13 protein-coding genes are annotated in these 18,609 nt (G+C 39.9%); 10 read left to right on the top strand and 3 right to left on the bottom strand.

The window, feature by feature from the left end; genetic code table 11:
* Nucleotide 1: 1 nt before the first annotated feature.
* From PGR74_RS08705 to PGR74_RS08715, 3 genes are all read right to left on the bottom strand, one after another.
* A complete protein-coding gene (locus tag PGR74_RS08705) occupies nucleotides 2-223 on the bottom strand; it encodes a helix-turn-helix domain-containing protein (protein ID WP_032573711.1) in 222 nt (73 codons plus the stop codon).
* A 325-nt stretch (nucleotides 224-548) separates the two neighbouring features.
* Nucleotides 549-1,811, bottom strand: a complete 1,263-nt coding sequence (locus tag PGR74_RS08710; protein ID WP_270516918.1) for a type II toxin-antitoxin system HipA family toxin — start codon at nucleotides 1,809-1,811, stop codon at nucleotides 549-551.
* A gap of 3 nt (nucleotides 1,812-1,814) precedes the next feature.
* Nucleotides 1,815-2,135 carry a helix-turn-helix domain-containing protein gene (locus PGR74_RS08715; RefSeq protein WP_009036646.1) on the bottom strand — a complete coding sequence of 107 codons (321 nt, stop codon included), beginning with the start codon at nucleotides 2,133-2,135 and terminating at the stop codon, nucleotides 1,815-1,817.
* Nucleotides 2,136-2,986: 851 nt separating this feature from the next.
* Between PGR74_RS08715 and PGR74_RS08720 the strand changes: the two genes are divergently transcribed.
* The 10 genes from PGR74_RS08720 to PGR74_RS08765 all read left to right on the top strand — a co-directional run bounded on the left by PGR74_RS08720 (nucleotide 2,987) and on the right by PGR74_RS08765 (nucleotide 18,146).
* On the top strand, nucleotides 2,987-4,102 hold the full coding sequence (locus tag PGR74_RS08720; RefSeq protein WP_160289121.1) for a pentapeptide repeat-containing protein: 1,116 nt from the start codon (nucleotides 2,987-2,989) through the stop codon (nucleotides 4,100-4,102).
* 8 nt (nucleotides 4,103-4,110) lie between these two features.
* Complete coding sequence (locus PGR74_RS08725; RefSeq protein ID WP_270516919.1) at nucleotides 4,111-4,866, top strand: DUF5131 family protein; 756 nt, start codon at nucleotides 4,111-4,113, stop codon at nucleotides 4,864-4,866.
* 277 nt (nucleotides 4,867-5,143) lie between these two features.
* Nucleotides 5,144-5,980, top strand: coding sequence for a helix-turn-helix domain-containing protein (locus tag PGR74_RS08730; protein ID WP_041505435.1), 837 nt, complete (start codon nucleotides 5,144-5,146; stop codon nucleotides 5,978-5,980).
* Nucleotides 5,981-6,021: 41 nt separating this feature from the next.
* A complete protein-coding gene (locus tag PGR74_RS08735) occupies nucleotides 6,022-8,742 on the top strand; it encodes a PAS domain-containing protein (protein WP_442985415.1) in 2,721 nt (906 codons plus the stop codon).
* Nucleotides 8,743-8,998: 256 nt separating this feature from the next.
* On the top strand, nucleotides 8,999-9,598 hold the full coding sequence (locus PGR74_RS08740; RefSeq protein ID WP_052634304.1) for an RNA polymerase sigma-70 factor: 600 nt from the start codon (nucleotides 8,999-9,001) through the stop codon (nucleotides 9,596-9,598).
* A 25-nt stretch (nucleotides 9,599-9,623) separates the two neighbouring features.
* A complete protein-coding gene (locus PGR74_RS08745; protein ID WP_041501981.1) occupies nucleotides 9,624-10,805 on the top strand; it encodes a FecR family protein in 1,182 nt (393 codons plus the stop codon).
* 87 nt (nucleotides 10,806-10,892) lie between these two features.
* A complete protein-coding gene (locus PGR74_RS08750) occupies nucleotides 10,893-14,339 on the top strand; it encodes a SusC/RagA family TonB-linked outer membrane protein (RefSeq protein WP_052634302.1) in 3,447 nt (1,148 codons plus the stop codon).
* Between the two features lie 18 nt (nucleotides 14,340-14,357).
* Nucleotides 14,358-15,845: a RagB/SusD family nutrient uptake outer membrane protein gene (locus PGR74_RS08755; RefSeq protein WP_041505438.1), complete on the top strand. Its 1,488-nt coding sequence runs from the start codon at nucleotides 14,358-14,360 to the stop codon at nucleotides 15,843-15,845.
* A 10-nt stretch (nucleotides 15,846-15,855) separates the two neighbouring features.
* Nucleotides 15,856-16,557 carry a DUF4843 domain-containing protein gene (locus tag PGR74_RS08760; protein WP_041501979.1) on the top strand — a complete coding sequence of 234 codons (702 nt, stop codon included), beginning with the start codon at nucleotides 15,856-15,858 and terminating at the stop codon, nucleotides 16,555-16,557.
* Between the two features lie 17 nt (nucleotides 16,558-16,574).
* Nucleotides 16,575-18,146 carry a PKD-like family lipoprotein gene (locus tag PGR74_RS08765; RefSeq protein ID WP_041505440.1) on the top strand — a complete coding sequence of 524 codons (1,572 nt, stop codon included), beginning with the start codon at nucleotides 16,575-16,577 and terminating at the stop codon, nucleotides 18,144-18,146.
* Nucleotides 18,147-18,609 lie beyond the last annotated feature (463 nt).

Consider the following 18,609-nt stretch of genomic DNA (forward strand, 5'->3'; position numbering starts at 1 on the left):
ACTAAATTTTTGTCTCACCATTTATGAGTTGACGAGGGTCAACATTAAGTAATTCTGCAACTTTAACCAACATATCAAGGGATGGCTGTGACTTATTAGAACACCATCTTGAAATTGTATTCTCGGACTTACCCATTTGCTCTGCCAACCATCTATTGGTTCTTTGCTTTTCTGCAAGTACCACTTTTATTCTATTCAGCATCATTTGTTGATTATTCGACATTGGTATTTAAATTATCCTCGTTAAAATGCAAACAAAAATACATCTAATTCTCCATATAGCCAAGTACATGAGCAAAAAACATCATTTAAAGGAATGACTACAATTGGCATCAAGCTATGCACAAAAACACATTTACCGCTTTTATCTATTTCATCAATGAATTTCATCTTTCAAAAAATTATGCTACACAAACATTATGTTCGCTCAGCATAACACAAAACTTCAATCGCATCTTATTATTCAATCACATACAAATCAACCATCTATCTCGTATCGTTTGGCAATTTGGCGCATTTTTGCTTGGTAATTTGGCACACTATAATAGTCATTCCACCTTATATCGCCCATCCAACACTCCGGCAAACATATCCGCTTCTCTCTTGGAAATACTTAATCGTGTTGCCAATTCGCGCCATCCTTTTACAGCTTCAATAACCTCCGAAATAATCTTTTCTGCTGTTTTACGGTTTAGCATGTAGTCTTCGCAAGCATCCAGCAAAATACTCAGCTCTGCTTTATTAGAAGTTAATGAAACAAGCAAACTTTGATACTCACTCAGCGTGGGATTCATGTCATATGCAGGAGATAGTGTCCAACCTTTTGCAGTCAAAAGAAAACCGTGATTGCGAAAATGGTCATCAGTATTGCCGATACAAATATTGAAAGCCACACGGCGGTATAGTTCCTGTAGGTTTCGCTCCACATCGGTACAGCTCTGAATAATAAAGTCGACTATATCCAGATAACCATGCCCGGTAGTTGCATTGTCACCATCACTCAGCCCCAATAAGGTCATGGCAGATGCAAAATGAATACGTTTGCTATCATTAGTTCTATCGAAGCGTTGTGACAGCAATGTATGATATTTTTCTCTTGTAGCCAATACTTTGGTTTTTGCTGCGTTTATCCCTGCTTTTTTAGCAAGTAAGTGACTAAAATGCTCCCAAAACCCAACATCATAGTCATCCTTACGAGACGGAAACTTAGCAACATAAAGAGTTTTATCCGTATCTATTACATTAGCTTTAGGCCTTGCTCCTCCTAATGATGTCCCAGGTTGCACAAGTTGTGCAATCCATTTCCTATCGGGGAGCATATTGTTTTCTTCGCTCTTCTCAATCTCAGCACTGGCTGCAATCAACTCCCGAATATCTGTCAGAGGTGGGATTTTCAACGATTCACTTACATTTATAAATTCACTATCAGGGGTTTCCTTAAAACGGAATCCACCCATTCGGGAGAAATCATCGATACCAGTCAAAAAATCGAAAGAAGACAATCTTCTTACAGGTCGCTTTTCTTCCGCTGCCGCAATTTGCTCACGACGCAACAACAAAGTTCGTCCCCAACGATCCGGCAAGGCATCAGAAAAGCATCCAAATATATCCTTGTCCAGTTGTGTATATTGTTGTCCCGGGTAATTATTCAGGTCGTCACTCAAAAACAGATTGCTGTGCTGCCTTAACCATTCATTATTGAACGTAAAACTATAGCTGTCCGCACCACGAAGAGACTCATAGCCTAATTCACCAATGAGTTCCATTTCTTTGAGCCAATCGAAATCGGCATATACATACAACTTTTTCATAGATTATTCTTTCTTGGATGCACGTTCTCTTGTTTTCAAACTCAAATCTTGCAAAGCTTTTCCCATTTTATCTTCTTTGGCAAGCAATAGAATATCATCGTCAAGTTGCAATGCGTACAAAACACGTAGATAGATCCCTATTGCAACAGTAGGAATCCCTTTTTCTATTCGGGACACAGTAAGCGGTGAACAGGTGGCACGTTCAGCAACCTGAGCCACACTCAGATTCCGACGTAAGCGAGCCAACTTAATCTGCTCACCTACAATCTGCATCTTCTGCTCCAATTTTCGGGGAAGCTTGGTTCCCATTGTATTCTTTGCCATTACTACATCAATTTAAGGTGCAAAGCAACTATGTTGATGACTTTGCTATAACCAACCTATCATATAATATGCAAAAGTAATACTATTTATTTATTTAATGATGTATTACACATAGAAAAATGCACGTCTTGGCATAATTAACCATATACATAATCTATTTTGAGCAAAAACTTCCAAAAACTAAATGCTATAATGTTGTTTGTAAGCACCATATACACCTATCAACAAACAATATGTTATTCGTTACAAACAATGCAAATTGTTTATCATACACTCATCATATCAAAGAACTATTTTGCTTGCCAAAAGAAAAAGATATAACTCCACTCTCAACTTGACTTTAATGACCGTTATTATATACACGGGCAATAAAGTCAAGTCAAACAGAGGGGAAAAATGGGAAAAGGCTTCGACTGATTTTTTCTCTTTTGGTCAGCAAACAATATCCATGAAAATCTATTGCATTTAGTTGACATTATCGGTGAAAACATCACGGAATTTTGTACTTTTGTAGTCGGATAGAAGATAGGTGAGCTTCATTGAGGATGCAAAATTTCCTCATGGTTCTGATTCATTGAGAAAAGAGTGTAAAACAGCCTCAAAAACAAGTCTCAGAGGTCTCAAAAACAACTTTTCTACCGATTAAATTGCAATAATCTATCATTCAAGCAGCTATGTATGCTGCATCAAAAGCGTGAATTGGTTTTAGTCGTGGCCTATTTCTCTCTTTTTGCTTTTTATAACGTTTTGTTTTCTATCTTTGTATCAATAATGTTTAATAATTTATGATAGATATAATTGATCATTTGGAGGGTATTGTGATTGCTGCAACCATATTGGCGGCTGTCATTATGTTTATTTTTAAATTTTTTGATATACGAAATAATAGAGAGAAGGAGAAAGAATATAAAGACGAATTTAACGCTACCGTATCTCAATTGTCTTCAAATAATTTATCTTCTCAATTATCGGCTGCTATTCTTTTACGGCGGTTTCTTAATGTTAAAACAAAAAATTCATCCTATTTCCATGAAGAAGTAATCAACGTGATATCTGCTTTATTAAGGACATTGCCATCTGGTATTTTGCAGAAAACGTTAGGGGATGGTTTAGCTTACGCTAAGGATCTGAGTAAAATCGATTTGCAAAAAACGAATATGCAAGATTTATACTTGGGTAATAAGGAATTCCGGATCGTTCTGAACAGGACCGATATGTATTTAGCCGATTTATCATTTTCATTATTAGAGAATATAGATGGTGAAGAAGCAGTCTTTTACAATGCTATTTTATCCGGTTGTCGGATAAAAGAATCGAATTTTACAAAAGCGAATTTTCGCGGGGCGGATTTGACGAATACTTTTTTTAAGAATGTGATTCTGTATCAGGCGGATTTCAATGAGGCTGTAAATATTCCTGATGAGATCAGGCAATTCCTTGTTGATGGAATATATTCTGATTCGAAACCATTCGTGATGAAGGCGGCAGACTCTTCCAAAAGTGTGTTTTTTAGTGTACCAAGTTCTTTAAGCAATGAAGATGCAATACTTATCAAAGAATACGAGAAACTTCTTAAGAGTAAGGGGGTAGAGGTTTTTCCTTATGAAAAAGGAGAATATTCCAAATTCGGTCAATTCAATAAAGTCCGTCAATCTGTTCAAAAGTCATCAGCAATGATTGTATTCGGATTAAAACAGATTAATGTAATGGAAGCATTATATCGACCTGGTCTGAAAGATTGTGAATTATGGAAAAACAAATGGTTACCGACTCCTTGGAATGATATAGAAATTGGAATGGGACTTATGAAAGGAATCCCTATTTTACTCGTAAAAGACGACGATATAAATACTGGTGCTTTTGACACTAATCTTAGCGAATGTTTTGTGGCAACCATTTCTTCCAAAATAGATTGCAGGGAAATAGATCAAAATAGTCAATTTATCTATTGGCTCAGTAAATTTTAATTTATCGAATGATAAAATACGCGAATTGGAATCCATGGCACGGTTGTACGAAGATCAGTCTCGGGTGTAAGTATTGTTACGTTTATCGCCAGGACGAAATGTACGGGACTGAAGTAGATAGTAGTAAGGTACATAAAAATACTGATTTCAATCTGCCGTTAAAGTGTAAACGGGATAAAAGCTATAAGATAACTCCGGGGACAGTTGTTTTTACCTGTTTTACTTCTGATTTTTTTCTTAAAGATGCTGACGAGTGGCGTGCGGAGGCATGGGCAATGATTCGGGAGCGTTCCGATTTGGTTTTCTTTTTCTTTACCAAGCGTATCGATCGATTTTCCGCGTGTATACCTGAGGATTGGGGGGATGGATATGACAATGTGATCGTGGGATGCACCGTTGAAAATCAGGCCATGGCAGATTATCGTCTACCGATATTTAAGGCTCTTTCCATAAAACATAAGGCGATTATTGTTGCGCCTTTGTTGGAACGAATAGAACTGTCGTCGTATCTTGATAATACTGTCGAGGAGGTTTCTGTTAGCGGAGAATCGGGAGTTCAGGCTCGTGTATGCGATTATGACTGGATATTGGATTTACGCGAGCAATGTATAAATAAAGATGTGCCTTTTCGGTTTCATCAAACCGGGGCAAAATTGCTTAAAAATGGAAAACTCTATCGTATAAAACGTGGATACCAGATTGCCCAAGCCTATAAGGCAAATATAAATTATAGAATCGGTAAGGATTATAAGCCGATATTATAAAGCTTTGTTGCAATTATTCTTTCCAGTATAGTTTGTGGAGAGAATAGCTTCTATGTATTATTGGTTTCGTCAATTCTAAGTTGACTATTTTATACTTCTGGTTTCATAATTGTTTTTCAGGTTTTGATATTGCAGGGGGTATGTTGGGTCGATTCTTTGGTTTTGATACTGAAATTAATTATTCGCGTTCAATCTCGATTGCAAGACCTATAATTAACATATGGATGTTGTACATTTGTGGCGTTTACTAAATTACAAAAGGACGATAACAGATTGAATGAGTGATATCTTTCATATATATACCGATATTTCATTTCTTCCCGTAAATGAACACGAAGCATACTTGAAGGAGGGATTCGGCGGGATTTGTACTGCGGGCACAGCGATAATAGAGGTTTTTTCGGTGCGTCGCCAAATATCCAAAAATGATATTGTGACGATTTTACCGTTGCAATTGGCATCGATCCACCAGATTAGCGACGACTTTTCCATGACCTTTTTTAAAGTCGATAAAGTCATGTTTTTAGATATAATGAGTGGTTTGGGTAAAATAACTCCTGACTTTTTCTTTTATATGCGGAAAAATTTTGTGTACGCTTTAAATGATGGGGAGACCCAACGATTCCTCGGTTTTTGCCATGTACTTGCTTTCAGAGGTCGCAATGACGATCCTGTTTTTTGCCGGGAGACGATTTTGCATTTGCTGAGAATCTACTACTGGGATTTTTATGTATACTTTCAAAGGAGGACGAGCGATAGCAAGAATCCTCCTCTGAATTCCAATAAGGAGAATATTGCCTTTAAGTTTGGCATGTTGGTTTCCGAACATTATAGTTTACACCGGGAGATTGCCTTTTATGCTGATAAGCTGTGTATATCTCCTGTGTACCTGACTAAGGTCGTTCAGGAGATGAACGGTCAGTCTCCTTATAAGGTGATAGCAGATTATGTGATTGTTGAAATAAAGATGTTACTCAGAAATCCGAACTTTGGAATAAAAGATGTAGTCGGAAAGACCGGATTTTCCAACCAATCTTCGTTAAGTCGTTTTTTTCGTCAGCATACGGGTATGTCCCCGTCGGAATACCGACGTACTGTCCATGTCATACGCTAAACGAGAAATAGGCGACATGATATAGTTAAAAAGATTATAACATGAAACAAAACGAAATGATCCCTGTCGAAAAAGAGGAAAAGTCTTTAGAAATAGAGTTCTCCGAATTACTGACGGAACAAATCCTGTTCCCGGAGAGCGTTTATGTCCATTTGCCGATGGGGGTTGAAATTTATGATGTAAAGGGTGTTTTGCGTGGTATCAACTATCGGGCACAACATATGTACGGAATCGATGACTTACGCGCGGTGATAGGCAAGGTCAATCTTTTCGACAGTCCCTATGTCGATGAACAACTTAAGATGAGGATTCGGTCGGGAGAGGATATCGTGCTGGAGTTCGAGTATGATTTCGACCGGGTGAACAGGGAATATTTCTCGACCCGTAATAAAAATACGATTATTTACGAAGTTAAGGTTGTTGCCATACGGAATAAAAAAGGAACTATTCTCGGGCATATGTTGCTTACCAATGATGTAACGGCAACGAAGGAGGCTGAGTTCCGTACCGAGGAAGGTAAAAAAAATTTGGAGATGGCCATGGATGCCGCCCATATGTCTTCTTGGGTATACGATGTACAGAGGGAAGTTTTTAGTCCCTTGCATGGAGATACGATAGTTGAGGATGCCATGTCGTTGGAAGAGTTACAAAAGATATTGCACCCTCAAGACCGTATGCCGTTGGAGCAGCTTTTCAGACAATTGATAAACCGGGAGATTTTATATGGACAGATAACTTTGCGTTTCTATCATAAACGGAAGCGGCAATATCGCCATTACGAGAGCCGGATGCGGCTTTCCTCCGAGCTCCGGGGTAAATTACTTATCGTGGGTACTCAACTCGATGCGACGGAAAGAATACAAATGGCTAAACGGACGGAAGGCTTGATTGCAAAACGGGAATTGGCTATGCGGGTTAGTAATATCGTTCATTGGGATTTCGATGTGCGGATTCAGAAATTCGAATCTTATAACGATCCTGTTAACGATTATGCTTCCGACAAGCTATTGACGATTGCGGAGTATTTGAACGTAATTCATCCCGAAGACCAGTCATTGGCCTACGATGCCATACAATCCATGTCGTTGGGTAAGGAGCTCAATATCAATTTTACATGTCGTATGCAAACGAAACATGATGATTCGTGGCAGTATTGTAACATTATAGGGGTACCTTTCGAGTATGGTGAGAGTGGTGAGGTTATCCGGTTTACCGGATTCCGGCAAAATATTTCGAAACTTCACCATTTGAACGAAGAGTTGAAGGAACGGAATTATAAAATGGAATTGACGTTTAAAACGGTGGGTATGTCTTACTGGGATTTCGATGTGGAGAGTAAACAATACCGTGCGTTTAATGATCCGGTCAACGATTTTCACCCGGATAAGGTAATTTGGCCGGAAGACTATGTGAATGCGTCCCATCCGGATGATATGGAGCGTGTGAAAAAGAATATTGAAAGTATGCTTCAACGAATCGATAAAGAATTCAGTTTCCAATACCGTTCCAAAACCAAATGGGATCAGGAGTGGCAGACTCTTATTATTACCGGTATCCCTGTTGAAAAGAATAAAAAAGGGCGTATAACCCGTTATACCGGTATTGCTTTCAATAATACGAAATGGGAAAAAATGACTCGGGAATTAGTGGAGATGAAAGAAAAAGCAGAGCTTTCCGATCGGCTTAAATCCGCCTTTTTAGCCAATATGAGTCATGAAATACGTACACCTTTGAATGCTATCGTCGGATTTTCCGAATTGATGGTGAGTTGTGATGACCCAGCCGAAAAAGAGGAATATATGAGTATAATCGACTCCAACAATGAATTGTTATTGCGGTTGATTAACGATATCTTGGATCTTTCGAAAATCGAGTCCGGTATCCTCGAGCGTAAAAGAGAGAGGTTCGATTTGGCGAAGGTGTGTAATGAATTATATCTGATGATCCAGTCGAAGATTACTAATCCGAATGTCGAATTCCGGATGGATAAGGGACCGGAATGTCAGGTTTTTTTAGATCGAAACCGTTTGAAACAGGTCTGGATGAATTATTTGACCAATGCGGTCAAATGTACCAGATCAGGGTACATAAAGATGGGATATTCTGTCGAAAGGGGAGGTGTTCGTATATATGTTGAAGATACGGGTGCGGGTATTTCAAAGGAATTGCAGGACCGGGTATTTTGTCGTTTTCAAAAACTGAATGAGTTTGCCCAGGGGACGGGGTTAGGATTGGCCATATCCCGTGCTATTGTCGAGGCTGCGGGTGGAGAAGTGGGATTTACTTCCGAGTATGGGGTCGGATCGACATTTTGGGCTTGGTTGCCATGCGAGATCGAGATACGGGAAAATACCGATTGGACAGATCGACAGCTTACAGGACAACGATCCATTCTTAATACGGGCGATGAAAAAGAGTTGAAAATCTTAGTTGCTGAAGACAATGACGGTAACTATTTGTTGGTGGAACGTATCCTTAAAGATTATACTCTTACCCGGGTGTTGAATGGTGTAGATGCCGTAAAGAAAATCATCGATGAGAAGTTTGATCTTGTTTTTATGGATTTAAAGATGCCGATCATGGGAGGTTTGGAAGCAACACGCAAAATACGCGAATTCAATACCGAAATTCCGATTGTGGCTCTTACGGCTAACGCTTTTGATTCCGATCGTGTTAGTGCTATTGAAGCGGGATGTAGTGCCTTTCTTGCAAAACCCGTGAAAAGGAATCAGTTGCTTGAACTATTTTCTAAAAAATGGTAAGTGGTGATATACAAGTTAATGGAGAAAAAGCTGGAAATAATTAACAATTTCTAATTGTTTTTACTGAGCTTATTCATTTATTTCTAAGTAGGGTTATTCATGACCCTACTTTTTTATATGGCATCCTTTGAATATTTATAATATATATTTATTTTTGAATTTTCAATCCGAAATTATTTTTTTGGAAAAGAAAACAAAAGGGTCAGCTCAAAGGTTATTTGTGTGTTAAATGTGAATTCACGTTATAATTATTTGGATGATTAACAATTATTCGGACGATAAGGAACTGCAACGTTCTTTGAAAAGGGGTACGATTTCTGCTTTTGTGTATATCTACACCACGTATTTCGATGCGTTATTAAATTATGCTGATCGTTTGTTAAATAATATGGAGACGGCCCGGGATGTTGTTCAGCAGGTCTTTTATAAGGTCTGGGAAGGACGGGCTGTATTGTCAATTACTCTTTCCGTTAAGGCCTACCTTTTTAAATCGGTTTATTACGGTAGCCTGAATACGTTGGCTCACGAAAAAAATGTCAGAAAGTACGAGCAAGAACAATTGTCGGATTTCTATTTTTCTACTATTATACAATCGCCTGAGGCTGAGATAGAATTGTGGCAGTCCGATATCGGCCGGGCTTTACAGGATGCGATAGACTCTTTACCGGAGAGATGCCGGGAAGTATTTTTATTGAGTAAAGTGGAAGGGTTGAAGAACAGGGAAATTGCCGAGCGGTTGACTATTTCCGAGAAAACCGTGGAACGTCATATGTCTATAGCGTTGAGTAAGTTAAGAGATGAGCTGGATGGGGTCCTGCAGATGATTTTGTTTTTTTCTTTTTTCCCTTGGGGGTAAAATCATTTTTAACTGTCTTTGGGATATGAAGACAAAAAAGATGGAATTCCCAAACTTCAATATAGATCAATTGCTGGCTCGTGTATTATCGAATCGAGCGGATCGGGAGGAAATCATTTATTTTTTCCAATGGATAAACGAGGGTGAAAACCGGGAATATTTCGAAAAATTTAAAAAAGTATGGCATTTGACTTCGGGGATACATGCCGACCGGAGATTATTAGAGACCGGATTAGAGGATTATCGTCTTTTCATGGAAAAATCTTTGCGGCGTGATCGACGGCTAAAGCGGGTGTTATGGCAGGTGGCATCGGTGATCGTGATCGGCTTGATAGGTATCGTTGCGTTTGTTTGGTTGCATAGAGATACGATGCCGAAGGAGATGGTGAAGGTCGGACGGGATAAAGCGGTTGTCCTGACCTTATCCGACGGGAGGGAGATCGACATGACCCAGGATTCTTTGTTAGTGGTAAAAGAAGTAGGGACATCTGCCCAGCTTTATAAAATAAATCAAAGAAGAATCGTGTATGAGATGCAGGACTCTTCGGTATTTGCTGATTCTGCCGAATTGATCTATCATGAGATTAGCGTGCGTGCGGGAGAGCGTTTTTTTGTACAGTTGTCGGACGGGACGAAAGTGTGGCTCAATTCGGAGAGCTCGTTGCGTTATCCGGTTTGTTTCAGCAACGGGAACCGGGAGGTTGAGGTTCGGGGCAATCTCTATTTTGAGGTGGTAAAAGATTCGATGCGTCCCTTTGTTGTCGTGGCGCAAGAGATGAAAACCGAAGTGTTGGGAACCTCTTTTGAAGTCAATACATACGGGGATAAGGATGAGGTGAGTACAACTCTCGTGGAGGGGTGTGTGAGGGTATATGCGGGTAATTGTATTGAAACGATTTATCCCGACCAGGAATTCCTTTTTCATACGAATAGTGGCAAGTTCGAGATTCGGAAGGTGGATGCCGCTAATAGGGTACAATGGAAGGATGGTATTTTAGTGATCGATAACGAATCGTTTGATAATCTTGTCCGAAAATTGGAACGTTGGTATGGTATAGATATTCAAAATAATACCGGAATTGTTTTTACCCAATCGTTTAGCGGAGAATTTGACCGGGAGAATGTCCAACATGCTATTGAGACTATTTGTGTAAATCTAAATATTTCTTATTCTATGGAAGAAGGTAGAATTTTATTGAGAAGGTAACAAAAGGAGTATCCGTCGTGCGCCAACACTTTTTAGATACTCCTAATGTTAAGCGTGTTTTTAATATAAACTTAACTTTACAAAATTATGAAAAAAAAGCGGTATTCTCTGTCCGCGTCAGTAAAAAATGTCTTTTGGATATTTTTGTTGACCTTTCTATGGACAAATTTATTGTGCTTTTCGGCCAAAAGTAATCCGATCGAACCACAGCGGGTGACCTTGAATTTGAAAGATGTTTCTCTTTCCATGTTGTTTCAGGAAATAAAGAAACAGACCTCTTACAAATTTTTTTATAACGATGAGCAAGAAAAAGCATTAGGAAAAATTTCGGTCTCGGTAACGAATGAAACCTTAGACAAGGTATTGGATAAGGTATTTGAAGGGACGAAATATACCTATAAAATTTCGGGTGAACAGGTGGTTGTTGTCTCTCGAGAGAGTGTACAAGCGACTGCAGAGAAGCAAATTAGAATTCGGGGAAAAGTAACGGATGAAAAGAAAAATCCTATTCCCGGTGTAACGGTTGTGGTAAAAGGGACAACTTTGGGAGTATCCACGACTGCCGATGGAAATTACGTGTTGACTTTGCCTGAGATGAAGGATTTTTCATTGGTTTTTTCTTTTATCGGAATGGAAACTCAGGAGATTAAGTACGCGGGGAAAGATACGATCAATGTCGTGATGAAGGAGGAGGATGTGAAGTTGGAGGATGTTATTGTAACGGGTTACGCGAACGTGAAGAAATCCAGTTTTACCGGTTCTGTCACTCAAGTAAAGAGAGAGGAACTGATGAAGGTGGGAACCAGTAACGTGATGGATTTGCTTCAGGTATTTGATCCTTCTCTGAGAATAGTAAAAAACAACGAGATGGGATCCGATCCGAACACGTTGCCGGAATTTTACGTACGGGGGCGCTCCGGGATCTCTCAAGTGAAGGAGTTGGATCAATTGCAAGCCGGGGATGTTTCCGAGTTTGCGTTGTCTACGAATCCGAACTTGCCTATCTTTATTTTGGATGGATTTGAGGTGAGCGTGGAAAAAGTGTATGACCTCGATTTGAACAGGATTAAGGATATCAATATTTTGAAGGATGCAGCTGCTACCGCAATTTACGGTTCTCGTGCGGCTAACGGAGTAATTGTAATCGAGACGGTTCCTCCCGCTCCCGGGGAACTGCGTATCTCTTACAACGGAAATTTGGATATCACTGCTCCGGATTTGAGCAGTTACGATCTGATGAATGCGGAGGAAAAATTGGCTGCAGAGTGGGCTGCCGGATTGTTTCAACCGAGGTTACAGAATTTGGGTTCTGTGAGTGAAGAGTCCGAATTGAACTCTTTAATGGGATATTATATAGAGAAAAGAAATCGGATTTTACGGGGTATCGATAACTATTGGTTATCTCAGCCGTTGACCACGGAGGTGAATCATAAACACAGCGTGTATGTAGAGGGCGGTACCGAGAGTATCCGTTTCGGTGTCGAATTGCGTTACGATAAACAAAACGGAGTTATGAAGGAATCCTATCGGGATCGTGTCGGAGCCGGGTTGACGTTGGACTATCGTTACAAAGGTTTGCAAATAAAGAATCAAATCAATTATGACGTGGTGAAGGCAAAAGATTCTCCTTACGGTAGCTTCAGGGATTATACCAGTAAACAACCCTATGATTTGTGGGCCGATGAAGAGACCGGAGAGATGCTTCAGAATACGACTCAGTGGGGAAATTACGGCGGTAGTTCCAAGAATCCCTTGTATGAGGCTATGTTGGGTAATTTTAGCAAAAACGGTTATAAAGAGTGGACCAATAATCTTTCTTTAAACTGGTATATCAATGATTATTTGTTAATTAAGGGACAGTTGGCGCTTACCCTCAAAGAAGCTAATACCTCTTCCTTCACGGATCCCCTTTCCGGGACTTATAGCAGGGGAGATCTTTTCACGAAAGGGGATTTGTATCTGTCGGAGACCAATACCAATACGTTAAACTTGAATTTATTCGGTGCCTATAACAGATCTTTCGGAAAACACAATATAAATTTCAGTATGGGAATCAATCTTCGTACGACTCATGACGAGTATGCGAGATCTCATTACAGAGGTTTTCCGGATGCTGAGCGGCACGAACCTGCTTATGCTTATGAGATCGTTACGAAACCGTCTTTTTCGGATAACGAGACACGATTGTTAGGTGGTTTCGCCACGTTCAATTACAGTTACGATAATATTTACCTTTTGGACGGATCTTATCGTTTCGACGGATCCTCCGAATTCGGGGCGGATCGTAAATGGGCTCCTTTCTGGTCAGCCGGAGCCGGAGTAAACATGCACAATTACGATTTCATGAAGCGGCTTGACTTTGTCTCCTTGTTGAAATTGAAAGGAAACGTGGGAGAGACCGGTAAGGCTAATTTCCAGCCCTATATGGCGAAAAATGTTTGGGACGTCATGTTGGATGACTGGTATCCGACCGGAATCGGTGCGGCTCCGATGGCAATGGGTAATAAAGATCTGACATGGGAAAGAACGCTTTCATGGAGTATCGGTGCAGAGATCGGCTTATGGAATGACCGGATTCAATTCGATATCGATTATTATAACAAAACAACCAAAGACGGTATTACCGAGGTTTCGCTTCCTTCTTCTTCCGGGTTTAAGACTTATATGGATAACATGGGAGAAATTCAAAACAAGGGAGTCGATGTTATATTGAATTTACGTGCTTATTCTTCGAAAAACTTGGATGTGAATCTTTTTGCAAATTTATCACATAATGAAAATAGGATTACCAAAATTTCAGATTACCTGAAACAGTATAACGAACGGGTGAACGATTATTACGAGGGGTATAATCATGATAACTATACGGGTTCATGGGTATTGCAGTTAAGTAATAGCAATAAGGAGTATGCCAAGCCTCTTTTGAAATATGAAGAAGGAGCCTCTTTAACAGCTATCTACGGAATGAAATCTTTGGGTATTAACCCGGCAAACGGTAAAGAAATTTATCAAAAGCGAGACGGTACCATCACTTACGACTGGAGTCCCCAAGAACAGCAGGTCATTGGAGACGAAGAGCCTACTGCTCAAGGAGCATTCGGGGTGAATGTCCGTTATCAGCGATTCACTTTGTATACTACATTTTTGTATGAATGGGGTGGAGATAAATACAACCAGACCTTAGTCAATAATGTTGAAAACGTGAATTTGAATGATTATAATGCGGACCGGCGCGTATGGACGGATAGATGGCAAGAGGTGGGCGACGTGACCCCGTTGAAAGCTATTCAGGATCGGTATTACGTGACGCGTGCCACTTCCCGGTTCGTGCAAAAAAACAATTATGTGACTTTCAACTCTTTATCTTTAGCTTATGACTTTAACCCGACTTTGATTAACAGGATTGGTTTCAGTATGTTAAGATTACAATTTAACATGAAAGATATAAAGACGTTCTCTACGATAAAGCAGGAGATGGGATTGTCCTATCCTTTTGCTCGCACCTTTACCTTCACGTTGAATGCCAGTTTTTAATGCTAACAAAGAGAGATTATGAAAAGAATATGGATTTTTATACTATTACTCGGGGTGTTGAGCTCCTGTAATGATTTCTTGGATGTAACATCCGATACGGAACTTGTCGAAGAGGATTTGTACTCGGATATTACAGGAGTGAGAATGGCGGTAAACGGTGTTTACAAGTCATTGTCTTCTACCGATTTGTACGGTAAGAATTTAACATGGGGATTTGCCAGTGCTATCGGGCACAATTATCAAACCAGTAGTACTACTTATCTGCCGACCTCTTTATATTATGCGGCTCAATTTGATTGGGAAAATGCAGAAACTGTAACGGAGCAAATCTGGAGTAAGGCTTATAATACCATTGCGGCATGCAATGACATCATTCAACACGTGGAAGGGAAAGATACCACCTTCTTCGAGTTGGGAAGTATCGAAAAAGATATGATATTAGGAGAAATGTATGGTGTCCGCGCCATGTTGCATTTCGATATCTATCGTCTTTTTGCACCGGCACCTGTTACGAATTATGCCGGAACCACGATTCCTTACGTGACTACTTATCCCGATCATCAACCGGTGCACAAGACGGCCGAAGAGGTGGAGACTTTGATCATCGAGGATATGGAACGAGCCAAGGCCCTTTTAACTAAGGTGGATACTGTTTTTTGCGTGTCGTGGTGTAAATCGACATCCGCCCGATTACGTCACTCCAATTCCTGGTCGAGTGCACCGCCTAACGACTTTTTCAGCTATCGCGGTCATCGGATGAATTATTGGGGAGCTACGGCATTGTTGGCACGTATGTACTTGTACCTGGGAGACCAGGATAATGCTTATAAAAATGCGTGGATTTGTTATCGTTTCCATCAACGGAACTGGTTTAAATGGACCTCCGCTTCTTATTTAGGGTTGATAACGGATAAAGATTATGTTTACCCGAAAAAACCGGACGAGATCTTTATGGCTTTCTCCAACAATAATAATTATGATAATTGGGAGAGTACGATCGGAACGAGTAATTATGCTTTTCGTATGAAAAATATGACAGAATTGTTCAAAGGAGATGAGGATGATTATCGGTTAGTCGGATATTACAATCGGTATGGTTATCAAAGGTATCTGACCTGGATCAGACCTGCCGGGACTTCTTATACGGCTACTTCTACCGCTGAGAATCAAGGTCCCTATCTTCCGATTATCAGTTTCCCGGAGATGTATCATATCCTGATCGAGTGTATGATCAATAAAAATCAGATTACCGAAGCTGTCGGATTGCTGAATACGATCAGACAAAAAAGAGGGGCTAAAACGACTATTCCAGAAACGATAGCTGCCGACCAACTGAAAGAGAGGTTAGTGACGGATATTATCCGGGAAACCTTGACCATGGGGCAGACCTTCTATATGTTTAAACGGTTGAACCGGGATATCTTCAACGGAGAAGAGAATATAAAGATGAGTTCGGAGAAATGGACGATCCCATTACCGCAAAGTGAAACAGATTATCAATTCTAATGCAGAAATTATGAAAAAAATATACACGTTATTACTTGTAGTCGTTTGTTTTGGGATGACTCTCTCTTGTAACAGGGATGATATCATGTTATACGATTCCGGCGATTATATTCAGTTTGTCAAGCGCCTTACTGATTCTTCGACATGTTCTTTTTTAGCTTACCCGAACGATAATCAATTGCGTTTTCCCGTGGTTGTCGAGGTTATAGGTAAGCCCTCCACACAGGATCGGAATTATAAGATTACAGTGGCCGACGAATACACGAACGCTACGACGGCTAATTATGATTTGCCTGCCAGTTTTGTAATGAAGGCCGGAAAGGTGATCGATACCTGTTGGGTTACGTTTAAGAAAACAAACGAACTTAAAACCAAGGCTTTGCGATTGGCTTTGAAGTTGGAAGCAACGCCTCATTTCAGGTTAGGGCAAACGGATTGTTTGGGAAATATCCTTTATGTCACTAATATGGTTTCCAAACCGGATTGGTGGAATTCGACCGTGACTAATAGTTATCTCGGGGACTATTCGGATAAAAAGTACACCTTATTTATTCAGGAGACCGGTGTTGCAGATTTGAATCCGGATAATGCAGATGAATTACGTTATTACACGATTATATTTAAAAACTATCTGTTAAGGGAGAAGGATAATAATCGTACAGTTCGGGAAGATGATGGAACGGAAATGACCGTTAACCTGATAGGTGGATAATTTTAAAGATTTGAATTATGAAAATAAGAATAATAATTATAGCATTATGGGCGTCTTTATTAGCCGCTTGTTATGAAGATAAGGGAAATTATGATCTTGTGGATTACAACAAGATTACAATTGCCACGGTCGCTGCAGAAACAAAAACAACGGTTGTTTTAGGCGAGTCCGTGAAGATAACTCCTAAAATAACCTGGAAATATCCGGAAAGGGATACGACTGAAAATGCATTTGATTATACTTGGATTCATACTTGGGGTGGCGATACCATAGCTAAGACCCGGGTGTTGGAGTATACGCCGGAGGAGTGCGGTAACTTTACTTGTTATTTGTATGTTACGGAAAAAGCGACCGGGGTGATTACCCGTTATCAAACTTCGGTGACGGTACAATCTCCCTATTTGAAAGGTTGGTTTATCTTAAGTGAGAATAACGGTAAAACCAATTTGAATTTTGTTCGCCGCGATTCCAGAAAAGATAACGACAATAAAACCATTTATTATTGGACGGATTTTATCGATCTTTACTCTCAATTGCATCCGAATGATCCTTTGGCTTCAGAGGTTCCTGTAAGATCTGATGCTTATATTGTCGGTAATGAAGAGGATGAAGTCGTTATAATCTATAAAGGCGGAAGGGCCTCCGTGTTGAACGGTTTGGATTTCTCGAAAGTATTGGAAATTAAGGATGAATTCCCCGGAGGGGTTTATCCTGTCGGATTCGAGACCAAACAATTTATCCGGGGCGGATATTGCGATTTCGTGTTAGGCACCGACGGAAAACTTTACTGGAGGAAGAATACGAATTCTACGGTAATGAAACATGAGCAGATGTTTATGAATGTGGCTGTTTATTTCCCCGGCGGAGGGGCAGATATATCCGAATTCTTCAATATAAATGTATACGCGGCAAATTTTATTTTAGGATACGACCAGCTTCACAAGAGATTTGTAGCCTGTTACACGAGTTTTAATTCCGGTAACTCTTATTTGGGAGGAAAAATAGATATTATTAATCCGGTTGATCCGACCACTTTCGTCGATATCCTGAATTTGGATGGGTATAAATTACTCTATTGCGGGGATTTTACGGACGGAAAGAATTATGTGAATATATTGAAACAGGAGAGTACGGGTAAATATTTGATGCAAACGTATAAGTTATCCGGAGGGTATAATAGCCTGAGTGTAACGAACGCTTCTCAAGAAGAATTTACCGGTAGCGATAAAATTTCCGATAATACCGTATTTTGGAAATTGCGTAAAGCTTCTTACCTCTATTTCGGGGAGGGCAATCGCTTGTATTTCTACGATATGAGTACGAAAGCGGTGAAATTGTATGCTTCTCTTCCGGATGGCGGTAATATTACCCATTTGATGGAGAGTCCGTCATCCGGTGGAGACTATCTGTTGGGTGTTGCCACGGATAAGGGGTATTTTTATTTGATCAATGCCGTTGATGCCGAAATTTTGGGGTCTCCGGATCCGGGGGCTGTCGGTATTCAACATCAGGTATCTGGATTGGGGAATATTAAGAGTGTCTCCTGGAAATGGGGAGGATACTATAATTTGGTATTCGACAGGTATTAATGAGTATTTGTTTTGGATGTGGATTTAAAATCCACATCCAAAATTTTAAAATGCGGGACGTTTTTATACGTCGTGTGTGTATTGTGTAAAATCAATAATTATGAGGATGATCGATAAGTGTTCTCTCCTGTTAATAGCATTATTGCTGGTCTTCGGAGAGAACGGCAGATCGGTTAATGGATGAGTAGCGTTATCAAGCACATGGTAAGGATAAGGCGGTAGACGAACAAGTACCGATGCTACCACGTCGCCTTACGAGTATATGTCGTATAAGATGCATAAGTTGTTGAATAATAAATAATTGGTTTTGTGTTGGTTTTTTGTGAAAAGTTTATCGTTTTTCTCGAGACGAATAACACGTGAGTTATATATTAAAGTAAATCTATTGTATGGAAGAATCGATTGTAAAAGTAGAAAATTTGTCTCATCGTTACACGATCCAGTGGGCGATCCGGGATATCAA

The sequence above is a fragment of the Sanguibacteroides sp. AM78-02pH3A genome, assembly GCF_027666085.1.
In the GTDB taxonomy this organism is placed as follows: Bacteria; Bacteroidota; Bacteroidia; order Bacteroidales; family Marinifilaceae; genus Gabonibacter; species Gabonibacter massiliensis.